Genomic DNA, 17,089 nt, shown 5'->3' with positions numbered 1-17,089 from the left:
CGCCCCTGATACCTATTAGGGGTTAATTTTATCGAAGTTTCGGGAAGCAGGCCAGAGAATAGCGGCCGTCAGGATCGCAAGCGCAGTTGCCCTTGTGTAAGCTAGGCGGGTCTTTTTACGTGGTTGAATGAAAACATATGTGGCTATTTCTCTGGCGTGCGTCCCTGCTCTATGTCTTTCCCCTGCTGATGTGGGCCTACTGCCGCATCAAGGATATCGATTTCGCCGAGCTCGATACCGGCGTCAACACCCACAAGTGGGTGGTGCTGGCCGCCTACCTTATCTACGTGGTGATCTGGATCCTGGTTAACCGCTATCTCGAACTCTTCCTGCGTCAGCGGAGCCGTAAATGATCGACCCCGGGCTCTGGGGGATCTTGTTGCCCGCCGCAGTGCTGGCCCTCGGGCTTGGCTGGCTGATCGGGCGGCGTACCGCCACGGCGCAGGCTCAGGAGCTGATGCTGGCGCAGGAGCGTTATCAGGCGCTTCAGGATCGCTTCGACGAGTTGCAGGATGAGCGGATGCAGGGCCAGCAGAAGCTGGATCAGCAGCAGACCCTGCTGATCAAGCTCACCGCCCGCCTCAAGGATGCGGAAGCGACCCTGCGCAGCGAACGGCTGGCCGCCGCCGAAAAACTGCAACTGCAACAGGAAGCGGAGCAGCGCCTCAGCCAGCAGTTCGAGAACCTCGCCAACCGGATCTTCGAGCAAAACTCCGGCAACTTCCGTGAATTGAACCAGAACAGTCTCGATCTGCTGCTTACTCCGCTCAAGGAGCAGCTTGAGGGCTTTCGCCGTCAGGTGGGGGAGACCCACGCCCAGGAGACGGCCCAGCGCCACAGCCTCAAGTTCGAGCTGGAGCGTCTCGCCGAGCTCAACGCCCGCATGACCGAAGAGGCGGCGGCCCTGACCCGCGCCCTCAAGGGCGACAGCAAGCAGCAGGGCAACTGGGGGGAAGTGGTGCTGGCGCGGATCCTCAGCGAATGTGGCCTGCGCGAAGGCCACGAGTATCACACTCAGGTCAATATCGAGGTGGAGAAGGGCAAGCGCTACCAGCCCGATGTGATCGTCCACCTGCCGCAGGAGAAGGACATCATCATCGACGCCAAGGTGTCGCTGACCGCCTACGAGCGCTGGTACAACGCCGAGGACGAGCTGGAGAAGGCGGTGGCGCTCAAGGAGCATGTCGCCTCGGTGCGCAACCATATCCGCGAGCTGGGCCGCAAGGATTATCAGCAGCTGCCCGGAGTGCGCACCCTCGACTATGTGCTGATGTTCGTGGCGGTGGAGCCTGCCTTCCTCACCGCCATGGAGGCCGATCCCTCGCTGGTGCGTTACGGTCTCGACAACAATATCCTGCTGGTGAGCCCCACCAACTTGATGGTGGCGCTGCGCACCATCGAGAACCTGTGGCGCTACGAGCGGCAGAACCAGAATGCCCGCCAGATTGCCGAACGGGCCGGTCGCCTCTACGAAAAGCTGCGGCTGTTTGTCGAGGAGATGCAGCAGATGGGCGGCAGCCTGCACAAGGCGCAGGAGAGCTACGACAAGGCAATGGGACGGCTGGTCAACGGCCGTGGCAACCTGATTGCCCAGGTCGAGCGTTTCCGCGAGCTGGGGGTGGAGGTGACCAAGAGCCTGCCAGAGCCGCTGGTGGAGCGGGCACTGGAGCGTGACAAGGAGCGGGAGTAGTTTTTACCTGCACCGTCATCAGCCAAGGCTCAAACCCGGTTTGGGCCTTTTGCTATCTGCCAGCTGGCCCAGTGCTTACCCATCATCTGAAATCCGCAAAGTAAACGGCCCACCGAAGTGGGCCGTTTTTATTTGCAGTGCCGGTGTGGATCAGCGGCTGGCGGCGCGGGCGCTCAGTTCGGCTTTCTCGCTATCGCTCAGGAAGGCTAGGGTCAGGCCATTCTGCTGGGCGGTGCGGATTTCGCTCGCTGTCATGCCAGCGGCCGGAGCTGCCACCTCATATTCGTGCGGCAGGTCGATCCCTTCCACCGCCGGGTCATCGGTGTTGAGGCAGGCCAGCACGCCGGCGGCCAGGAACTGGCGGATCGGGTGCTCGGTCAGGCTCGCTACCGTAGTGGTCTGGACGTTGGAGGTGAGACAGGATTCGATGCCGATGCGGTGTTCGGCCAGATAGGCCATCAGGGCCGGATCCTGAATCGCTTTGACGCCGTGGCCGATGCGCTCGGCGCCCAGCTCGCGAATGGCTTGCCACATGCTCTCGGGGCCAGCGGCTTCACCAGCGTGTACGGTGACGCGCATACCTGCATCGCGCACCTTGCGGAAGTGGTCGACAAAGAGTTCGCCCGGGAAGCCCAGCTCGTCACCGGCCAGATCGATGGCGACCAGCTTGTCGCGGTGAGCCAAGCAGGCGGCCAGCTCCTGATTGCACTGCTCGGTGCCGAAGGTGCGGCTCATGATGCCGATCAGGTTGGTCTTGATACCGAAATCGCGGCTGCCAGCGGCCACGCCGTCGATGATGGCTTCCACCACGCCCTGCGGGTGCAGCTTGTGGGCCATTGCCATATAGGCCGGGCTGAAGCGCAGCTCGGCATAGTCGATACCGGCGCGCAGCAGATCTTCCACGTTCTCGTAGGCGACCCGGCGGCAGGCGTCATAGTCAGCCAGCACGGCCACACCCCAGTCCAGTTTCTTCAGGAAGGCAACCAGACTCGGCTCGTTTTCGACGATCTGTACGTGGGGGCGCAGCGCCTCCAGCTCAAAGGCGGGCAGCTGGATATTGTGTTGGCGACCCAGCTCGAGGATGGTTTGCGGGCGGATGTTGCCGTCCAGATGGCGGTGCAGGTCGGTCAGGGGGAGAGATCTGTCAATCATGGGGGCGCCCTCGTCGAGTCAGGTTTGAAAGCCTGCCATTCTAGGCGGGGCTTTCAAAAAAGATACCCCGTTTATGGTTAAACGGGGTTCTGGCGGACGGTGATTTGTCAGGGCGTGATGGGAATCGTTTTTCCCCGGGACTCAGGAGAGATCGAGTTCCTTCAGCTTGCGGGTCAGGGTGTTGCGGCCCCAACCGAGCAGGCGGGCGGCCTCCTGCTTGTGGCCGTGGGTGTGTTCCAGCGCCGTCTCCAGCATGATCCGTTCGAACTGGGGCATGGCATCGGCCAGGATATCGGTTTCTCCCAGCGCCAGCTTGCTGGCTACCCACTCCTGCAACTGCTGCTGCCAGCAACCGGGCAACGCCGGTTGGCCGGGCTCGGCGTTGTGGGTGATGGGGGTGAGCAGCTCGGCAGGCAGGTCGCCGACCAGCACTTCTTGCCCCGAGGCCATCACGGTGAGCCAGCGGCAGACGTTCTCCAGCTGGCGCACGTTGCCCGGCCAGGGCAGGCGGCTGATATAGGCCTGGGTATCCGGGTGCAGGCTCTTGGCCTCGACGTTCAGCTCTTTGGCTGCGCGCAGCAGGAAGTGACGGGCCAGCTGGGGGATATCCTCACGGCGCTCCTTGAGGGCGGGGATGTGGATGCGGATGACGTTGAGACGGTGGAACAGGTCTTCCCGAAACTCGCCATCGGCGACCCGTTTCTCCAGATTCTGGTGGGTGGCGGCGATGATCCGTACATCCACCTGCACCGGCTGGTGGCCGCCGACCCGGTAGAACTGGCCATCGGCCAAGACCCGCAGCAGCCGGGTCTGCACATCCAGCGGCATGTCACCGATCTCGTCGAGAAACAGGGTGCCGCCGTCGGCCTGCTCGAAGCGGCCGTGGCGGATGTTGTTGGCGCCGGTGAAAGCCCCCTTCTCGTGACCGAACAGCTCCGATTCGATGAGATCTTTCGGAATGGCAGCCATGTTGAGGGCGATAAAGTTCTTGTGGGCGCGCGGGCTGTGCTTGTGCAGGGCGTGGGCGACCAGCTCCTTGCCGGTACCGCTTTGACCGTTGATCAGCACCGAGATGCTGGAGCGTGACAGGCGGCCGATGGCGCGGAACACCTCCTGCATCGCCGGCGCTTCACCGATGATCTCGGGAGTGGCGGTGGCCTCTTGCTGACGAGACTTGCGCTTGGTGCGCTGCTCCTTGAGGTGATTCTCGGCGCGGCGCACCAGGGTCACCGCTTCGTCGATGTCGAACGGCTTGGGCAAGTACTCGAAGGCGCCGCGCTGGTAGGCGTTGACCGCGCTGTCGAGATCCGAGTGGGCGGTCATGATGATGATGGGCAGATCGGCCTGACGGCGGTGGATCTGCTCCAGCAAGCTCAGGCCGTCGATGCCGGGCATCCGGATATCGGAGAGGATGACATCTGGCGAGCGCAGCTCAAGAGCGTGTAGCAGCGCTTCGCCATCGGCAAAGCTTTCGCAGTTAAAGCCTTCGCTGCCGAGAGTGCGCTCCAGCACCCAGCGGATAGAACTGTCGTCATCGACGATCCACACTTTGGCGGTCATGGGGTTCCCTTACTTGCGAAGCGGTAGAAAAATGGTGAATTCGGTGTGACCCGGCCAGCTGATGCAGTCAATTCGCCCCTTGTGCTGGTCGATCAGGTTCTGGGCGATGGAGAGGCCGAGCCCGGTTCCCCCCTCCTTGCCGGTGATCATGGGATAGAACAGGGTGTCGCGAATGGCGTCCGGAATACCGGGGCCGTTGTCGATGATCTTGATCTCCGCCGCCAGCCGGTAGCGCTGGCCGTGGATGGTGATCTGGAACGCGGTGCGGGTTTTGATACGAATAAGCCCGGTCTGATCCCCCAGTGCTTCGGCGGCGTTGCGCACTATGTTGAGAAACGCCTGCTGCAGCTGATCCGGCTCCATCTCGAATTCGGGGATGCTGGGGTCGTAATCCCGCTCGATGCGAACAGAGGGAGGGAGTTCGAGCTCCACCAGTCGGCGTACCTGCTCCAGCACCGAATGGACATTGTGCATCTGGTGACGGCCGGGGCGCTGGGGGCCGAGCAGCCGATCGACCAGTACCCGCAGCCTGTCAGCCTGTTCGATGATGATGCCGGTATATTCGCGCAGCGCCGGGTCCGGCAGCTCCTTTTGCAGCAACTGGGCCGCGCCGCGCAGGCCGCCGAGGGGGTTCTTGATTTCGTGGGCCAGCCCGCGCACCAGCTCCTTGGCCGCCAGCTGTTGGGCATGTTGCTGCTGCTCCTGACTGATCTTCTTCTGCTGGTCGATCTTGCGCAGCTCCACCACCAGCAGACGCTGTTCGTGGTCGGCCATCGGGGTGGCGCTCAGCTCCACCAGTCGCGGTTCTCCCTCTACCACCAGAGTCACTTCGCTATCGGTAAAGCCTTGCCCTGACACGAGGCACTGCTTGAGCCGCTGCAAATCGAGGGAGATATGTTCCAGCAGATGGGGCAGTTCGATGCCGATCAGCCTGCGTTCACTGAGGGAGAGCAGCTGTTCAGCCGCCTGGTTGACGAATTGGATGCAGAGCCGCTCATCCATCAGGATCACGGCGGTCAGCAAATTATCCAAGAGTGTTTTGGCGTTGTCCGAGCGGGTTGGCACAAGTTTCTCCCTAAAACGGTGCTACACACCTGTTATGCACCGATATGGTGCATAGAGTTTACCCGCATCGGTGCGCTATATCACCCCTAGTCTGCTTTGGGGGTGGGTTTGGGAGCCGGCGTCACGCTCGCTCTATGCAGGTAAAAGGTGACTGCACTGGATTTAGCAAGGATCGTACCGTCTTTGGCGAGCAGCTCGAGCTGAGCCTCGTGGGCGCCGCGATCGACGTTTTCGACCCGGACAGAGAGGCTGTTGCTGACGATGGGGGCGGCTTTGCCATCCAGGGTCAGGCGCACATCATACTGGGTCGGAGGTTTGGGGCTGATGGTGCCCTGAAAGACGATGTTGCCTGTGTTGTCGCGCAGGGTGCTGCCCTGTTCCGGGGAGAGCAGTTCGATGGTCAGCTTGGCCGCCTCTTTCTCTTTCTTGGCATCGGCGCCGGTCAGGCTGTTGAAGTTATCCACCTGCACCGATCTGGGCGCGCTGCTGCCCAGCAGCGGGGCGACCCGCAGATCGACCTCTTTGGCGTTTTTGCCGGGTGGTGGCGCATCCGAGTAGTGGGTGATGCCATTGCCATCGACCCAGGAGTAGACCTTGGCCGCGTCCGCAGAGAACGAGGTCAGCAACAGGAGGCTGAGCACCCCTATGCCATGCTTGTTGTTCATCCATCTCTCCTTGACGGTATTTTGCTTAATCCTATCAGAGAAAAAACCCGCCAGATGGCGGGTTTTGTCACGATTAAGCAAGCTGACCTGATTTAAACGGCCAGTCTGCTGAGACTTAGACGGAGTAGTACAGTTCGAACTCCAGCGGGTGCGGGGTCATGCGCACACGGTCAACATCCTGCTGTTTCAGTTCCAGATAGGAGTTGATGAAGTCATCGCTGAACACGCCGCCGCGGGTCAGGAACTCGCGGTCAGCATCCAGAGCGGCCAGGGCTTCGTCCAGAGAACCGGCAACGGTCGGCACTTCTGCGGCTTCTTCCGGCGGTAGGTCATACAAGTTCTTGTCCATGGCATCGCCCGGATGGATCTTGTTGATGATACCGTCCAGACCGGCCATCAGCTGGGCTGCGAATGCCAGGTACGGGTTGGCAGCCGGATCCGGGAAGCGCACTTCGATACGACGGGCTTTCGGGCTCGGTACCACCGGGATACGGATGGAGGCAGAGCGGTTGCGGGCAGAGTAGGCCAGCATTACCGGTGCTTCATAACCCGGAACCAGACGTTTGTAGGAGTTGGTGGTCGGGTTGGCGAAGGCGTTGATGGCCTTGGCGTGCTTGATGATACCGCCGATGTAGTGCAGAGCCATCTCGGACAGACCGCCGTACAGGTCACCAGCGAACAGGTTGACGCCGTTCTTGGCCAGAGACTGGTGGCAGTGCATGCCGGAGCCGTTGTCACCGAACATGGGTTTCGGCATGAAGGTAACAGTCTTGTTGTAGGCGTGGGCCACGTTGTGGATCACGTACTTCAGTACCTGTACTTCATCAGCTTTCAGCGTAAGAGTGTTGAAGCGGGTAGCGATCTCGTTCTGACCGGCAGTGGCCACTTCGTGGTGGTGAGCTTCAACGACCTGGCCCATCTCTTCCAGCACCAGACACATGGCGGCACGGATATCCTGGGAGGAGTCGACCGGTGCAACCGGGAAGTAACCGCCTTTCACGAACGGACGGTGACCCTTGTTGCCATGCTCATAGGCAGTGCCGGAGTTCCATGCGGCTTCTTCAGATTCGATTTTCACGAAGCTGTGGCCCATGGTGTTGGAGAAGGTGATGTTGTCGAACATGAAGAATTCCGGCTCCGGCCCGAACAGCACGGTGTCAGCGATGCCGCTGGACTTCAGGAAATCTTCTGCACGCTTGGCGATGGAGCGCGGATCGCGGTCGTAGCCCTGCATGGTGGCAGGCTCCAGTACGTCACAAACGATGTTCAGGGTGGTCTCTTCGGTGAACGGGTCCAGCTTGGCGGAGGCTGCGTCCGGCATCAGTACCATGTCGGATTCGTTGATGCCCTTCCAGCCGCCGATGGAGGAACCATCGAACATCTTGCCGTCTTCGAAGAAATCTTCATCAACCTGGTGAGCAGGGATGGATACATGCTGCTCTTTACCCTTGGTGTCGGTAAAGCGCAGATCAACAAACTTGACTTCGTGTTCCTGGATCAGGGCCAAAACGTTCTGGGCTGACATGCTAAGTAACCTCCGGTGTTAAAACTCTCTGGGTGAATGCGTCGTCGTATTCACATAAGCCAGTATCGTGCCAAGTTTGTGACAGCTTGATTTCAGGGCAATCTCGCTGAAGAGGCTCCCCAAAATCAGGCGATCTCGACTCGCGTTGCATCAATTTAGTGCGATGGTGGATCGTTTTGGTGCACTGTAATGGTGCGCGAAATACGGTCACTGCCCATCTAAGCAGGGTTTGTCAGAGAGGTCTATGATCCAGATCTGTTGTTATGCGCGAATGTACTGCAATTCTGCTAGGCAGATCACAAAGGCAAGAGTACAATTAGCGCCCAATTTTACCCGGTGATTGAGGCGAGAATGTTAGAGAATTTACGCAATATTGCGATTATTGCGCACGTTGACCACGGCAAAACGACTCTGGTTGATAAGCTGCTGCAGCAGTCCGGCACCCTGGACCGCTCCACGGAAGGCCAGGAACGGATCATGGACTCCAATGATCTGGAACGGGAACGTGGCATCACCATTCTCGCCAAGAACACTGCGATCCGCTGGAATGACTACCGCATCAACATCGTTGATACCCCGGGTCACGCCGACTTCGGTGGTGAAGTAGAGCGCGTACTGTCCATGGTTGACTCCGTGCTGCTGCTGGTTGACGCCGTTGACGGCCCGATGCCGCAAACCCGTTTCGTGACCCAGAAAGCTTTCGCTCAGGGTCTGAAGCCGATCGTGGTCATCAACAAGGTTGACCGTCCGGGTGCTCGTCCTGACTGGGTAATGGATCAGGTATTCGACCTGTTCGACAACCTGGGCGCGACTGACGAACAGCTGGATTTCAAAGTTGTTTACGCCTCTGCACTGAACGGTTGGGCCACCATGGATCAGGACGTCGAGTCCGAGAACATGGAGCCGCTGTTCCAGGCCATCGTTGACAACGTTGAAGCGCCGAAGGCTGATGCCGAAGGTGGTTTCCAGATGCAGATCTCCCAGCTGGACTACAACTCCTACGTGGGCGTTATCGGTATCGGCCGTATCACCCGTGGTCGTGTCAAGACCAACCAGCAAGTCACCATCGTTGGTGCTGACGGCAAGACCCGTAACGGTAAAGTCGGTCAGGTGCTGGGTTACCTGGGTCTGTCCCGTACTGAAGTTACCGACGCGCAAGCGGGTGACATCATCGCTATCACCGGTCTGGGCGAGCTGAAAATCTCCGACACCATCTGTGACAACGGTGCCGTTGAAGCCCTGCCGCCGCTCTCCGTTGACGAGCCGACCGTGAACATGACCTTCCAGGTCAACACCTCACCGTTCGCCGGTAAAGAGGGCAAGTTCGTGACCTCCCGTAACATTCTGGAGCGTCTGAACCAGGAGCTGGTCCACAACGTGGCCCTGCGCGTGGAAGAGACCGATGATCCGGACAAGTTCCGTGTATCCGGTCGTGGTGAGCTGCACCTCTCCATCCTGATCGAAAACATGCGTCGCGAAGGTTACGAACTGGCTGTGTCCCGTCCGGAAGTAATCCTGCGTACCGTTGATGGCGTTCTGCAAGAACCGTTCGAAACCGTAACTGTGGACGTTGAAGAAGCGCACCAGGGTTCCGTGATGGAGCAACTGGGTCTGCGTAAGGGCGAAATGACTAACATGACCCCGGATGGCAAGGGCCGTGTCCGTCTGGACTTCATGATCCCGAGCCGTGGCCTGATCGGCTTCCAGACCGAGTTCATGACCATGACCTCAGGTACCGGTCTGCTGTACCACACCTTCGACCACTACGGTCCGCACAAGGGTGGCAGCATCGGTGAGCGTCAGAACGGCGTGCTGATCTCCAACGCTACCGGTAAGGCTCTGACCTACGCCCTGTTCGGTCTGCAAGACCGTGGTCGTCTGTTCATCGGTCACGCGACCGAGGTGTACGAAGGCCAGGTGATCGGTATTCACTCCCGTTCCAACGATCTGACTGTTAACTGCCTGAAAGGCAAACAGCTGACCAACATGCGTGCCTCCGGTACTGACGAAGCTCAAGTGCTGACTCCGCCGATCCGCATGACTCTGGAACAGGCTCTCGAGTTCATCGACAACGACGAACTGGTAGAAGTGACTCCGAAGAACATCCGTATCCGCAAGAAATTGCTGACCGAGCTGGATCGCAAGCGCTCTGGCCGTGGTTAATGCCATGTGCTGAGTCTCGGCAGCCCTCGCGGCCGCTGACGGTTCACTGATAAACGGACCCAAACCTCTGGTTTGGGTCCGTTTTTTTATGCTTGTGATTCACTCTGGCTCATCCTGATGAGCTCGTTCAGGCCATCCGGTAATGGGGCTGATGAGCGTAGAGCGAAGGTCGTGAGGATGGGTGAGATAAAAAAGCCGCAGCGGGTGAACGCTGCGGCTTTTTGCTGGCTTGCAGTGAGGGATTACTGGCGCCAGAAGGAGGGGAAGAAGAGCACGGCGACCGTCAGGATCTCCAGTCGTCCCAGCAGCATGCCGAATGATAGCAGCCATTTGGCCGATTCCGGCAGGCTGGCAAAGTTGGTGCTGGGTCCGACCACCGGGCCCATGCCCGGGCCGACGTTGGCGACAGCGGTGATGGAGCTGGAGATAGCCGTCAGTGGGTCAAGCCCGATGGCGCCCAGCAGCGCGGCTATCACCAGAATGATGGCGAAGTAGGCCAGTACGAAGGAGATCATCGAGCGGATGATGGCGTCATTGACCGTCCGGCCGTTGTACTTCTGGGGGAAAACGGCAGAGGGGTGCATCAGCTGGCGCATCTGCTTTCTGAACAGGGCGAATGCCACCTGTACCCGGAAGATCTTGAGACCACCCGCAGTGGAGCCCGAGCAGGCCCCAAGAGCCAGCAGCACGATGAAGACGATGCTGGCGAGCGGCCCCCAGGTGCCGAAGTCACCAAGGCCGTAGCCGGTGGTGGTGAGTACCGAGACGATGTTGAAGCAGCTGATGCGCAGGGCATCCCAGAAGCCGAACAGGTCTCTCTCCCACAGATAGAAGGTCATGATGACGGTGACCCACACCACCAGCCAGAAGAAGCCGCGCACCTGGGCATCCTTGAACAGGCTGTTGTCCCTGTGGTTGAGGCTTTGCACATAGAGCAAGAAGGGCAGGCCGCCGAGGAACATGAACAGGGTGCCAATCCAGTGTGCCGAGTTGGAGAAGTGGGACATGGATTGATCGGAGGTGGAGTAGCCGCCGGTACTGAGAGTGGTCATGGCGTGGTTGATCGCTTCGAACATGTTCATGCCGCTGGCCCAGTAGGCCATGAAGCAGAGCATGGAGAGTACCAGATAGACCACGACGATGTTGTTGGCGACCGTCTTGGCACGCGGGGCGCTTTTGTCTGACCAGTCCGAGCTCTCGGTCTGGAACAGCTTCATGCCTCCGACGTTGAGGTAGGGCAGCACGGCTACCGCCATCACGATAAAGCCGACCCCACCCAGCCACTGCAGGATGGAACGCCACAACAGGATGCTGTGGGCCATGTTGTCGAGGCCGGAGAGCACGGTGGAGCCCGTGGTGGTCACCCCCGACATGGTCTCGAAATAGGCATCGGTGAAGTTGATGTGGGTGATGAAGACAAAGGGCAGGGCGCCGAAGATGCAGGCCACCACCCAAACCGAGGTGGTGAGCAGGAACATCTCCCGCACCCCCAGATGAAACTCCGCTTTGCGGCCGTAGTGGAGGCAGAGCAGGGCGGCGCCGTGGGTGATCAGCACGGACTTGAGAAACTCGACAAATCCCTCTGACCCGGTGAGCAGTGCCAGCAAGGTGGGCAGCCACATGAAGAGCGCCAGCTTGGAGAGCACCAGCCCGAGGGTGAAGATAATGGGACGCAGCTTGATCATGTTCGATAACCTGGTCGTTGATTAACAAAAGACCCGGACCATCCCCTTGGGGGAGCTGAACCGGGTCTGGTTTGACAGCCTGTGCGCATGAAGACGTTACAGGAAGAAGGGGCTTGGCTGGAACAGCCGCTCCACTTCCGGGATGTACTTCTTGTCCACCAGGAACATGACCACGTGGTCATCCTGCTGGATCTTGGTGCGATCGTGGGCGATCAGCACCTCATCTCCGCGCACTACGGCACCGATAGTGGTACCCGGCGGCAGCTTGAGCTCGCCCACCGTCTTGCCGACCACCTTGGAGGTGTTCTCATCACCGTGGGCAATCGCCTCGATCGCCTCGGCAGCGCCGCGGCGCAGGCTGTAGACGTTGGCGATATCGGCCCGGCGCACGTGGGTCAACAGCGCCGAGATGGTGGCCTGCTGCGGCGAGATGGCGATATCGATGGAGCCACCCTGCACCAGATCGACGTAGGCGCCGCGCTGGATCAGCACCATGGTCTTCTTGGCGCCCATCTTCTTGGCGAGCAGCGCCGACATGATGTTGGCCTCGTCCTCGTTGGTCACGGCGATGAATACGTCGATCTGATCAATATGCTCCTCGGCCAGCAACTCCTGATCCGCCGCATCGCCGCAGAAGACGATGGTGTTCTCCAGCAGTTCGGAGAGCTGCTCCGCCCGCTTCTGGTTGCGCTCGATAAGCTTGACGCTGTAGCGCTTCTCCAGCTGGCGGGCGAGACCCGCGCCGATGTTGCCACCACCGACGATCATGATGCGACGGTAGGGGCTCTCGAGGCGCTGCAGCTCCGACATCACGGCCCTGATATGGCCCGCCGCCGCCACGAAGAAGACCTCGTCATCCGCTTCGATGATGGTGGTACCTTGCGGACGGATCGGACGCCCCTGACGGAAGATGGCCGCTACCCGGGTCTCGATGTTGGGCATGTGCTCGCGCAGGGTCGAGAGGGCGTTGCCCACCAGCGGGCCCCCGTAGTAGGCCTTGACCGCCACCAGACCGACGCGACCACCCGCAAAATCAACCACTTGCAGGGCACCCGGATATTCGATCAGGCGACGCACATAGTCGGTCACCAACTGCTCCGGCGCGATCAGGTGATCCACCGGCACCGATTCCGGCAGGAACAGGCGATCCCGCTCGGTCAGATAGGCTGGCGAGCGGATCCGCGCCACCTTGTTCGGGGTGTTGAACAGGGAGTAGGCCACCTGACAGGCGATCATGTTGGTCTCGTCACTGTTGGTGACGGCGACCAGCATGTCGGCATCCTGAGCCCCCGCTTCGCGCAGCACCTTGGGGTGAGCGCCATGGCCGTTGACCACCCGCAGGTCAAACTTGTCCTGCAGTTCGCGCAGGCGCTCGCTGTCGGTATCGACGATGGTGATGTCGTTGTTCTCTCCGGCCAGGTTCTCGGCCAGAGTGCCGCCGACCTGGCCGGCTCCCAAAATGATGATTTTCATAGGGAACGTCTACTCACGTTGATGCTGTAAAGGGGAGCGCCAGAATGGATCTGGCAGCTCTCCCGAATGAGGTTTGTCATGCCCGGCTCAGAGCTTGACCAGTTTGGCGTAGTAGAAGCCATCCATCTCGGCTTCACCCGGCAGGAACTGGCGACCCGGGCAGTCCGGGGTGTCCTGTTCGTGCAGCGGTACCAATTTGGCATCTTTGGTCGCGGCAAGGAAGGCGCGGATCTGTTCGCGGTTCTCTTCCGGCAGGACGGAGCAGGTAGCGTAGAGCAGGGTGCCGCCGCTTTTCAGCTTGCCCCAGAGGGCATTGAGAATGCGGCGCTGCAGCTCGGCCAGCTCGCGAATGTCCTGATCACGGCGCAGCCACTTGATGTCGGGGTGGCGACGGATGACACCGGTGGCGGAGCAGGGAGCATCCAGCAGGATGCGGTCGAACTGACCTTCCGGCCACCACTGTTCCGGTGCCGCTGCATCGCCGTGGATCACCTTGGCGGTCAGGCCGATGCGATCCAGGTTCTCCTGCACCCGCTTGAGGCGGTTTTCGTCGGCATCGACGGCAACCACGCCAGCCAGCTTGGGCTGACGCTCCAGCAGGTGGGCAGTCTTGCCGCCGGGGGCCGCGCAGGCATCCAGCACCCACTCGCCCGGTTGCGGGTCGAGCAGGGCGGCAGCCTGTTGTGCTGCACCATCCTGTACTGAGCAGTCACCCACTTCGAAGCCGGGCAGCTTGGTCACATCGCAAGGACGCTCCAGCAGGATGCAATCCTCGCCCTCTTCACCGGCCACCGCATTGATGCCGGCTTCAGCCATGCGAGCCAGCATGGCATCGCGGCTCTGGCGCTGGCTGTTGTTGCGGATCCACATGGGAGGGCGCTGGTTGTTCGCCTCCATGATGAATTCCCACTCATCGTGATAGGCCTGACGCAGGCGCTTGGTGAGCCACTCCGGATGACCCAGGCGCACGCTCGGCACGCGGTCGATACGCAGCAGAATGACTTCGGCGCTGCGCTGGAAGTTGCGCAGCACGCCGTTGATGAGGCCACGCAGTGAGGTGCCTTTGAGCAGTTTGACGGCGTTGACGGTCTCGGCCACCGCGGCGTGAGCCGGAATGCGGGTGTAGATGAGCTGGTAGAGGCCGACCAGGATGAGGTAGTGGAAGATGCGGCTCTTGTTTTTGAGCGGCTTGTCCATCATCTCGCCGACTGCTGCATCGAGGCGGGGCAGCCAGCGCAGGGTACCGTAGCAGAGTTCTTGCAGGAGGGCGCGATCGCGGGGCGCAACCTTCTCCTGGGCAGCAGGCAGAACGGCGGAGAGGGACTGGCCCTGATCCAGCACCTGTTGAATAACGAGAGCAGCCTGTGCGCGTGTTTTCATAGTGTTACCTTAGATGCGCAAGTCGGGGCCTGGGCCCCGCTTGTGTCAGTTCAATCCAGTTCAATTCAATTGCGTGCCGGGTTCAAACCAGTCGCGGCGAGAGTTGAGCAGGTCCGTCACGGACATCGCCTTCTTGCCGGGCGGCTGCAGGGTCAGCAGGCGCAGTACCCCTTTGCCGGTGGCGATATCGATCCCCTGCTTGTCGGCCTTGAGCAGGGTTCCAGCGGGCTGGCCATGGTCGCTGTCGATGACGGCGGCTTGCCATACCTTGACGGTCTGGTCAGCCACTTCGAACCAGCTGATGGGCCAGGGATTGAAGGCGCGGATGCAGCGCTCGATGGCAACGGCGTCCATCGACCAGTCGATGCGGGCCTCTTCCTTGGAGAGCTTCTCGGCGTAGTTGGCCAGCGCATCGTCTTGTGCCTCGGCAGCGGTTTCACCGGCGGCCATGGCATTGATGGTGTCGACCAGCGCCTGCGGGCCCAGCTCGGCCAATTTGTCATAGAGGCTGGCGGAGGTCTCGTCGGCGGCGATGGGGCAGCTTACCTTGCGGATCATGGCGCCGGTATCCAGTCCCACATCCATCTGCATGATGGTGACGCCAGTTTCGGCATCGCCCGCCCAAATGGAGCGCTGGATTGGTGCGGCACCGCGCCAGCGGGGCAGCAGGGAGCCATGGACGTTGATGCAGCCCAGCCGCGGGGTATCGAGCACCACCTTGGGCAGGATCAGGCCATAGGCCACGACGACCATCAGATCGGCGCCAAGGGCTGCCAGCTCGGCTTGCGCCTCTTCCTTGCGCAGGCTAGCCGGTTGATAAACCGGCAGATTATGGGCCAGCGCCAGCTCTTTGACCGGGCTGGCGGTGAGCTTCTGGCCGCGGCCAGCAGGCTTGTCAGGCTGGGTATAAACGGCAACGACCTCGTGGTCGGAAGACAACAACGCCGCCAGGTGACGGGCGGCGAAGTCGGGAGTACCGGCAAAAATCAGTTTCAGCTTATTCAATGGGGCAGATCCTCAGAGGACTTTGCGATCTTCACGGGCCATCTTTTCCAGCTTCTGGCGAATGCGCTGGCGCTTGAGCGGGGACAAGTAATCCACAAACAGCTTGCCGACCAGATGATCCATCTCATGCTGGATGCAGATGGCGAGCAGATCATCGGCTTCCAGCTCGAACGGCTTGCCGTTGCGATCCAGGGCGCGGATTTTGATCTGTTCGGCGCGAGGCACCAGAGCACGGCTGCCGGGCACGGAGAGGCAACCCTCTTCAATGCCGGTGCTGCCGCACTGTTCGATGACCTCCGGATTGATCAATACCAGAGGATCTTCACGGTTTTCAGAGACATCGATCACTATGATGCGCTGGTGAATGTCGACCTGAGTCGCGGCCAGGCCAATGCCTTCCTCCGCGTACATGGTTTCGAACATATCATCTACAATCTGTTGTAACTCGGGTGTAAAGGTCTCGACAGGGGCTGCAACAGTGCGCAGGCGCTCATCGGGAAAACGCAATACATCTAGAATGGCCATAGTTTTTTCTTTAGTTTCGTATAAATGCAGTCAATATTGGCGTAATTCTAGTCATTTACGCCGACAAAAAACAGCAACACTTTGCGTACAGAAGTAACAGGGAGTGTTATGTATCTGAAGCAAACCATCCTCGCCTGCCTGCTGGTGACCGTGAGTCAGGCAGCATTGGCCGATCAGCTCAGGCTGAAAGCGGGTTACCCCGAAAGCTATGTAGTGCAAAAAGGCGACACCCTGTGGGATATCTCCGGCAAGTATCTTTCCGAACCCTGGCTCTGGCCCCGTCTCTGGAACATCAATCCGCAGATTGCCAATCCTCACTGGATCTACCCCGGTGATGTACTGCATCTGAGCTGGGTCAATGGTGAACCCCGACTTGGCAAGGCGATGCAGGGTGGCAAGCAAGTTATCCGTCTCGGCCCGAAAACCCGTTACGAGAATAAAGCCAACCCCATTCCGACCCTGCCTATCAGCGAGATCGGCCCCTTCCTGCAAACCGACCATATTCTGGCTGACAGCCAGCAGCAGAAAACCCTGCCCTATCTGCTGGGGTCGGATCAGAAACATATCGGCATGCTGGAGGGGGACACCCTCTATGTGCAGGGTTCCCTGACACTGGGGCAGGTCTATGGCATTTATCACCCCGGAGTGGTCTACAAGGATCGCGAAACCGGTGAACTGCTGGGCCAGGAGGCGATCTTTGCCGGTGTGGTGCGGGCCGTTGCGCGTCTTGATGGCGATCGGACCGAAGTGACGCTGACTCATAACCAGCGCGAAGTGCTGCAGGGCGACAAGGTGATGCCGCTGCCCGCTCAGGAGAACATGCCCGCTGTCTTCACACCGAAAGCGGCACCTGCCATCACGCCGGGCTATATCATCGATTTGCCGAACAAGACCCGGGGCGGTGGCAAGTTTGATGTGGTGCTGATCAACCGGGGTGGCCGCGATCAACTGGTCGCCGGGGATGTACTGGATGTCAGACGGCCCGGTGCTGCTCTGGTCACCAAGAATGGCGATGTACAGTACAAGGAGCTCTCGTCGGTTTTTAACCGGGTGTTTTACAGCAGCAACAAGAAGGCACCACTGCCCTCTGAAGCGATTGCCCGCGTCATGTTGTTCAAGGTGTATGACAAGCTGAGTTACGGTCTCATCATGCAGAGTAACGACATGGTGAGTGCGGGCTATCAGGTCACTCACTTCTGAC

14 protein-coding genes are annotated in these 17,089 nt (G+C 60.1%); 4 read left to right on the top strand and 10 right to left on the bottom strand.

The window, feature by feature from the left end:
• The first annotated feature begins 137 nt into the window (after positions 1 to 137).
• Both I6L41_RS15400 and rmuC read left to right on the top strand, forming a co-directional pair.
• A complete protein-coding gene (locus tag I6L41_RS15400) occupies positions 138 to 353 on the top strand; it encodes a hypothetical protein (protein ID WP_216959833.1) in 216 nt (71 codons plus the stop codon).
• Positions 350 to 1,690, top strand: coding sequence for a DNA recombination protein RmuC (gene rmuC / locus I6L41_RS15395; RefSeq protein WP_150995565.1), 1,341 nt, complete (start codon positions 350 to 352; stop codon positions 1,688 to 1,690). The genes I6L41_RS15400 and rmuC overlap by 4 nt, the downstream gene beginning before the upstream one ends.
• A gap of 150 nt (positions 1,691 to 1,840) precedes the next feature.
• Here rmuC and add read toward each other — a convergent pair whose 3' ends face one another.
• The 5 genes from add to glnA form a co-directional block, all read right to left on the bottom strand.
• Positions 1,841 to 2,842, bottom strand: a complete 1,002-nt coding sequence (gene add, locus I6L41_RS15390; protein WP_075116081.1) for an adenosine deaminase — start codon at positions 2,840 to 2,842, stop codon at positions 1,841 to 1,843.
• Between the two features lie 141 nt (positions 2,843 to 2,983).
• Positions 2,984 to 4,402: a nitrogen regulation protein NR(I) gene (glnG, locus tag I6L41_RS15385; RefSeq protein WP_005339666.1), complete on the bottom strand. Its 1,419-nt coding sequence runs from the start codon at positions 4,400 to 4,402 to the stop codon at positions 2,984 to 2,986.
• Between the two features lie 9 nt (positions 4,403 to 4,411).
• The gene (glnL, locus tag I6L41_RS15380) at positions 4,412 to 5,467 is read right to left on the bottom strand and encodes a nitrogen regulation protein NR(II) (RefSeq protein ID WP_216959829.1); all 1,056 of its coding nucleotides are present in this window, start codon (positions 5,465 to 5,467) and stop codon (positions 4,412 to 4,414) included.
• 86 nt (positions 5,468 to 5,553) lie between these two features.
• Positions 5,554 to 6,132 carry a DUF4124 domain-containing protein gene (locus tag I6L41_RS15375; RefSeq protein WP_204481847.1) on the bottom strand — a complete coding sequence of 193 codons (579 nt, stop codon included), beginning with the start codon at positions 6,130 to 6,132 and terminating at the stop codon, positions 5,554 to 5,556.
• Between the two features lie 115 nt (positions 6,133 to 6,247).
• Positions 6,248 to 7,657 (bottom strand): glutamate--ammonia ligase, encoded by a 1,410-nt coding sequence (gene glnA / locus I6L41_RS15370; protein WP_005339672.1) that lies wholly within the window; start codon positions 7,655 to 7,657, stop codon positions 6,248 to 6,250.
• Positions 7,658 to 8,008: 351 nt separating this feature from the next.
• Between glnA and typA the strand changes: the two genes are divergently transcribed.
• Positions 8,009 to 9,820, top strand: a complete 1,812-nt coding sequence (gene typA / locus I6L41_RS15365; RefSeq protein WP_005339679.1) for a translational GTPase TypA — start codon at positions 8,009 to 8,011, stop codon at positions 9,818 to 9,820.
• A 242-nt stretch (positions 9,821 to 10,062) separates the two neighbouring features.
• On the opposite strand, the gene I6L41_RS15360 is transcribed toward typA, so the two are convergent.
• The 5 genes from I6L41_RS15360 to def form a co-directional block, all read right to left on the bottom strand.
• Entirely contained in the window at positions 10,063 to 11,505 is a 1,443-nt protein-coding gene (locus I6L41_RS15360) for a TrkH family potassium uptake protein (RefSeq protein WP_069527008.1), read from the bottom strand.
• A gap of 96 nt (positions 11,506 to 11,601) precedes the next feature.
• Positions 11,602 to 12,978: a Trk system potassium transporter TrkA gene (trkA, locus tag I6L41_RS15355; RefSeq protein WP_005339689.1), complete on the bottom strand. Its 1,377-nt coding sequence runs from the start codon at positions 12,976 to 12,978 to the stop codon at positions 11,602 to 11,604.
• 87 nt (positions 12,979 to 13,065) lie between these two features.
• On the bottom strand, positions 13,066 to 14,358 hold the full coding sequence (rsmB, locus tag I6L41_RS15350; RefSeq protein ID WP_216959825.1) for a 16S rRNA (cytosine(967)-C(5))-methyltransferase RsmB: 1,293 nt from the start codon (positions 14,356 to 14,358) through the stop codon (positions 13,066 to 13,068).
• Between the two features lie 60 nt (positions 14,359 to 14,418).
• The gene (fmt, locus tag I6L41_RS15345; protein ID WP_216959822.1) at positions 14,419 to 15,363 is read right to left on the bottom strand and encodes a methionyl-tRNA formyltransferase; all 945 of its coding nucleotides are present in this window, start codon (positions 15,361 to 15,363) and stop codon (positions 14,419 to 14,421) included.
• 12 nt (positions 15,364 to 15,375) lie between these two features.
• Positions 15,376 to 15,888, bottom strand: coding sequence for a peptide deformylase (def, locus tag I6L41_RS15340; RefSeq protein WP_005357510.1), 513 nt, complete (start codon positions 15,886 to 15,888; stop codon positions 15,376 to 15,378).
• A gap of 108 nt (positions 15,889 to 15,996) precedes the next feature.
• Between def and I6L41_RS15335 the strand changes: the two genes are divergently transcribed.
• Positions 15,997 to 17,088, top strand: coding sequence for a LysM peptidoglycan-binding domain-containing protein (locus tag I6L41_RS15335; RefSeq protein ID WP_216959819.1), 1,092 nt, complete (start codon positions 15,997 to 15,999; stop codon positions 17,086 to 17,088).
• Position 17,089 lies beyond the last annotated feature (1 nt).

Source organism: Aeromonas sp. FDAARGOS 1411 (assembly GCF_019047125.1).
In the GTDB taxonomy this organism is placed as follows: Bacteria; Pseudomonadota; Gammaproteobacteria; order Enterobacterales; family Aeromonadaceae; genus Aeromonas; species Aeromonas veronii.
This window is presented reverse-complemented; position numbering and strand designations above follow the sequence as displayed.